This is a genomic window from Pseudomonas sp. GM84 (assembly GCF_000282535.1).
GTDB lineage: Bacteria > Pseudomonadota > Gammaproteobacteria > Pseudomonadales > Pseudomonadaceae > Aquipseudomonas.
Genome location: NZ_AKJC01000290.1, coordinates 1 through 5,087 on the forward strand (window position 1 = coordinate 1; position 5,087 = coordinate 5,087).

The window sequence follows — 5,087 nt, forward strand, 5'->3', positions numbered from 1 at the left end:
CACAGGAATCGCGTCAACTTTCAGAAGTTGAGCAAGACAGTTGCTCCCACAGGGACCCCACTGTTCCCTGTGGGAGCCGGCTTGCCGGCGATAGGGCCCGAACAGCCAGCCCAGGAATAGCGTACTGTACCGTACCATGCAGTACAGTACAGCCATCGATCAACCAAACAACTTCGCCAGATACCCCAGCTTCTTCTTGTACGACCGCCGCGCCTCCAGCGCCTGCTCCATGCTCACCGGCAAGAACCGCGCCTGCTGGTTTGGCTGCATCTGCCCGACCAGGTCCAGGTCGGCGCTGATCACCGTGCCGATCATGGCGTAGCCCCCACCCGACACCGCATCGCGGTGCAGGATGATGGGCTCGAGCCCTGCCGGCACCTGGATCGAGCCAATCGGGTAGCAGCTGTCGACGATGTTCGAAGGGTCCGACCCAGCCCCAAACGGTTGCTCGCGCGGCTGGAAGCTCAGCGCATCGCCGCCCTTGTAGCGGTAACCGATACGGTCGGCTTCGGACCCGACCGTCCAGGCATCGGTGAAGAAGCTTTGCGCCGCCGCCTCGCTCAGGCGATGGAAGTACAACCCCGGCACCACCCGCAACACCACTTCCCCACCCAGTGCCTGGCGCAGCGCCATGGGCAGGCTGGCCCCCGCACGGGTCTTGCCGCTGGGCTGGCCAACCGGCAACACGTCACCCGCCATCAGCTTGCGACCGTGATAGCCACCGAGTGCACCCAACGCGTAGGTCGAGCGGCTGCCCAGCACCTCGGGCACATCGATGCCGCCGGCCACCGCCAGGTACGCCCGTGCCCCCGCCTTGGGGAAGCCGAAACGCAGCACCTGCCCTGCCCTCACCGCAAACGCGGTGTACGGGTGCTGCTCACGCCCATCGAGCAGCACCGGCATCTGCGCACCACACACCGCCACCAGGGCATCGTGCTGGAACTCCAGCTCCGGCCCCACCAGCGCGCATTCAAGGCCGGCAGCACCAGGCGCGTTGCCCACCAGATGGTTGGCCGCGCGCAGGGCGTACTGATCGAGTGCGCCGGAAGGCGGAATGCCCAGGTGATAGAAGCCTTCGCGGCCAAGGTCCTGCACCGAGGTGGCCAGGCCAGGTTTGAGCACCTTGATCATGCCAACGCCTCCTGCAACGACTTGGGATAGCCGACGGGGTCGGCGAGAAACGCATCCAGGGAAAACTCCACCGGGCGGATACGCAGGTCGAAGCGCCCGTCCTCGACGTCTGCCACCGCCTGGTCGTAGGTCCGGCGGTCGATGGGTTTGAATTGCACGATATCGCCCGGGCGGAAGAACACCATGTGCTCCTTCAGGTAGGCGAGGGTCTGCTGCGGGTCGTAGATCGGCGCCGGGGTGACGCCGAACATCTGGTAACCGCCCGCCCCCCGCACCGAGTAGATGCAGCCGAAACAGCCGCCATGGCCCAGGGTCAGCTTGGGTGTGTCGGTACGCGGGCGCAGGTACTTGGGCACCTGCAACTGGCGTTCGCGCTCGACCATCTGGAACATGAACGGCAAACCGGCGACGAAGCCGACCATCGACACGAACCACGGCGCCCCGCTGTGCGCGGCAATGAACGCGTCGACATCGGCCAGGCCGTTGACCCGCGCGGCGTATTCCAGGTCGGTGCTCTGCGGGTCCTGATGGCGGTCACGAAACCGCATCAGGGTTTCATGGGTCCAGGGATCGTTGTACAGCACCGGGATCTCGATGATCCGCGTGCTCAACGAACGCTCGGCCACCGCTTGCGCCTCGGCGCCCCGCACGGCTTCGAGCAGGGCTTCGGGGGCGATACGGTCGGGGTCGAAACGGATCTGGAACGAGGCGTTGGCCAGGCACACGTCGAGCACGCCCTCCAGCGCCAGGCGCTCGACTGCGCGGGTGACCGCCAGCCCCTTGAAGAAGGCTTCCAGCGACATGCTTTCGCTGACCTCGGCGAACAGGTGCTCGTCGGCACCGAAGCTGTAGCGGATCGGGGTTGTGGCAAGCGGCTCGGCCATGTCTGCTCCTTTTCTTGGAATCTTTATCGGTATGGCAGGCAAAAACAATGCGGTGCAGCGAAGGTCGCCTAACGCGGCGTGCGCACCTTGATGCCAGCGTTGTCCAGCGCCGTGCGCGTGACCTCGACCAGGTCGAGGGCGCCCGGCGTGTCGCTGTGCAGGCAGATGGAATCGAATTCGATTGCCAGGTCCTGCCCTTCGACAGTACGCACCACGCCTTCCTGGCAGGCCCGCAGCACCCGCTCGGCGACCCGTTGCGGCTCGTAGCCACGCACGTTGCGGGTGAACACGATGGAGCCGCTCAGGTCGTACTCGCGGTCCGCGTAGAACTCGCGGACCACCGGCTGGCCGAGCTCCTGGGCGATACGGCAGATCACCGAGCCTGGCATGCAGTACAACAGCAGCTCCGGTTCGATCACTCGCAGGTTTTCCACCAGCAGCCGCGCGGCCTCCTCATCGCGGGCCAGGTGCATGTACAGCGCGCCGTGCGGCTTGATGTGCTGCAGGCTGACGCCCTGGGCACGGGCGATTTCCCGCAGCGCCCCCAGCTGGTAGAGCATGTCGTCGACCAGCTCCTGGGCCGGCGCGTTGATGTGCCGACGGCCGAAGCCGACCAGGTCACGAAAGCCTGGATGCGCCCCCACCGCCACCCCAAGCGCCTTGGCCCGCTCGACCGTGCGGCGCATGGTGCCCGGGTCGCCGGCGTGGAAGCCGGTGGCGATGTTGGCCGAGCTGATGAAGGCCATCAGTTCGTTGTCGACGCCATCACCGATGGTCCACGGGCCGAAGCCCTCGCCCATGTCCGAATTGAAATCCACCGCCTGCATGTCTATCTCCTGGTGCTTGTGGCTGCATGAAGGCCACGTTAGATTCTCCCCACCCCCTTGGGAAGATCTATAAACAGATAGGGTGTCTTCTGAAAAACAGATACCCAGGAGTTGTCCGTGTCATTGACCTTGCGCCAGGTTCGCTACTTCGTCGCCACTGCCGAGATCGGCCAGATCTCCCAGGCGGCGATCCACCTCAATATCTCCCAGTCGGCGGTGACCACTGCGATCAAGGAACTGGAGGCGATGCTGGGCGTGCTGCTGTTCCAGCGTTCCCCGCAGGGCATGAACCTGACCGATGCCGGCCGGCACTTTCTCAACCGCGCCTACGTGATCCTGCGCAGCGTCGACGATGCGCTGAACAGCCCGCTGCCGGACGTGCGCGCCAGTGGCCTGCTGCGCCTGGCGGCCAGCTACACGGTGATCGGCTACTTCCTGCCGCACCATTTGCAGCGCCTGGAGCACTGGCACCCCGATGTGACCTTGCAGGTGCACGAACAGGAGCGCAGCGCCATCGAGCAAGGCCTGCTGGACGGCCGCTTCGACATGGCGGTGGTGCTCACCGCCAACCTCACCCACCCGGACATCGTCTCGGAAACCCTGTTCAACTCCGAACGCCGCCTGTGGCTGCCAAGCCATCACCCGCTGTGCGAACGCTCGGCCGTGAGCCTTGCCGATGTCGCCCGTGAGCCCTTCATCCTGCTCACCGTGGACGAGGCCGAGCAAAGCGCCATGCGCTACTGGGAGCAGGCCGGTCAACGCCCCAGCGTGCGCGTGCGCACCAGCTCGGTGGAAGCGGTGCGCAGCATGGTCGCCAATGGCAGCGGCGTGGCGATCCTCTCGGACCTGGTGCACCGGCCCTGGTCGCTGGAAGGCAAGCGCATCGAGACGGTGACCATCAGCGACCCGGTGACGCCGATGAGCGTGGGCCTGGCCTGGCACCGCGAGCGGGCCTTCAGCCCGGCCATGCAGGCGCTGCGCAACTACTTCCATGATGCGTTCCTGGCGCCGCAGCAACTTTCTGCTCGGCGCTGAACCGATCACGCAGCAGGCAGGCCAGTGACCCACGGCAGCCGAGCCTTTAGACTTGCCGCTTTTTCCTGCAAGAGAGCCAGCCATGCGCATTACCAGCCCCCGTGCCGCCACCAGCTGCGGCCTGGCGGCGATCCTGTTGTGGAGCACCGCCAGCGGCCTGATCCGCAGTGTCAGCGAGCACTTCGGCCCGATTGGCGGCGCCGCGCTGATCTACACCCTGGGCGCCGCCCTGTTGGTGATGCTCCTCGGCCGCCCGCGCCTGCGCCACGCCTCGCGCTTCTACCTGCTCAGCGGATCGGCGCTGTTCATTGCCTACGAGATCTGCCTGTGCCTGGCCCTGGGATACGCCGTGAGCCGTACACAGGCGATCCAGCTGGTGGTGGTCAACTACCTGTGGCCAAGTCTGACGGTACTGCTGGCGATCTTCATGAACCGCCAGCCGGCGCGCTGGCTGATCGTGCCCGGCACCGCCATCGCCCTGCTGGGCATCCTGTGGGTGGTGAGCACCGATGGGCTTTCGCTGGACAGCATCGTCGGCAATGTTGCCTCCAACCCGCTGAGCTACAGCCTGGCGGCGGCCTGCGCGATCACCTTTGCCTTGTACTGCAACGTGACCCGGCGCTATGCCAGTGGGCAAAGCCATGTGGTGCTGTTCTTTTTGCTGACTGCTGGCGTGCTGTGGGTCAAGTACCTGTTCAGCAGCGAGGCGCTACCGCCCTTCTCCCTGACTCACAGCCTGGAGTTGCTGGCGGCGGCGGTGGGCATGGCGGGTGGGTATGCGCTGTGGAACATCGGCATTCTGCGCGGCAATCTGACGTTGCTGGCGACGGCTTCGTATGCGGCGCCGGTGTTGTCGTCGGCATTTGCTGCCGCCTGGCTTGGGGCGCAGCTGGGGTTGCAGTTCTGGCAGGGGGCGGTGTTGGTGACTGCGGGTTCGTTGTTGTGCTGGCAGGCGACGCGGGGCTGAGGGCTTGTCACCACATTTTTGGCGTCCGTGAGATCGAGCGCCGCCCGCGCGGCGCATCGCGAGCAAGCTCGCTCCTACATTTGTTGCAACGTGCCGCAGTCTGTCAGGCCATGGTTGTCCGCTTTTTAGCACCCGCCAAACAACCGTGTCGTACCCACAAGGCTGACAACCATGGCCTATCAGGCATAGGTACGTTGCAACAAATGTAGGAGCGAGCTTGCTCGCGATGCGCCGCGCGGGCGG

Annotated in this window: 5 protein-coding genes; 2 read left to right on the plus strand and 3 right to left on the minus strand. The window is 65.4% G+C overall.

The annotated features are described in order from the left end of the window. Positions 1-159 precede the first annotated feature (159 nt). The 3 genes from PMI38_RS21035 to PMI38_RS21045 all read right to left on the minus strand — a co-directional run bounded on the left by PMI38_RS21035 (position 160) and on the right by PMI38_RS21045 (position 2,842). Positions 160-1,131, minus strand: coding sequence for a biotin-dependent carboxyltransferase family protein (locus tag PMI38_RS21035; RefSeq protein WP_008098451.1), 972 nt, complete (start codon positions 1,129-1,131; stop codon positions 160-162). After that, a complete protein-coding gene (locus PMI38_RS21040) occupies positions 1,128-2,015 on the minus strand; it encodes a 5-oxoprolinase subunit B family protein (RefSeq protein WP_008098453.1) in 888 nt (295 codons plus the stop codon). Before PMI38_RS21040 ends, PMI38_RS21035 begins: the two co-directional genes overlap by 4 nt. A 68-nt stretch (positions 2,016-2,083) precedes the next feature. After that, the gene (locus tag PMI38_RS21045; RefSeq protein ID WP_008098455.1) at positions 2,084-2,842 is read right to left on the minus strand and encodes a 5-oxoprolinase subunit PxpA; all 759 of its coding nucleotides are present in this window, start codon (positions 2,840-2,842) and stop codon (positions 2,084-2,086) included. A 117-nt stretch (positions 2,843-2,959) separates the two neighbouring features. On the opposite strand from PMI38_RS21045, the gene PMI38_RS21050 reads away from it, so the two are divergent. Both PMI38_RS21050 and yddG read left to right on the plus strand, forming a co-directional pair. Then, complete coding sequence (locus tag PMI38_RS21050; protein ID WP_008098457.1) at positions 2,960-3,877, plus strand: LysR family transcriptional regulator; 918 nt, start codon at positions 2,960-2,962, stop codon at positions 3,875-3,877. 82 nt (positions 3,878-3,959) lie between these two features. Continuing rightward, positions 3,960-4,844, plus strand: a complete 885-nt coding sequence (gene yddG, locus PMI38_RS21055; protein ID WP_008098459.1) for an aromatic amino acid DMT transporter YddG — start codon at positions 3,960-3,962, stop codon at positions 4,842-4,844. Positions 4,845-5,087 lie beyond the last annotated feature (243 nt).

Excerpts from the sequence above, each read along its gene's own strand:
- PMI38_RS21035 (WP_008098451.1), bottom strand. The coding sequence starts at position 1,131 with ATGATCAAGGTGCTCAAACCTGGCCTGGCCACCTCGGTGCAGGACCTT.
- PMI38_RS21045 (WP_008098455.1), bottom strand. The coding sequence starts at position 2,842 with ATGCAGGCGGTGGATTTCAATTCGGACATGGGCGAGGGCTTCGGCCCG.
- PMI38_RS21040 (WP_008098453.1), bottom strand. The coding sequence starts at position 2,015 with ATGGCCGAGCCGCTTGCCACAACCCCGATCCGCTACAGCTTCGGTGCC.
- yddG (WP_008098459.1), top strand. The coding sequence starts at position 3,960 with ATGCGCATTACCAGCCCCCGTGCCGCCACCAGCTGCGGCCTGGCGGCG.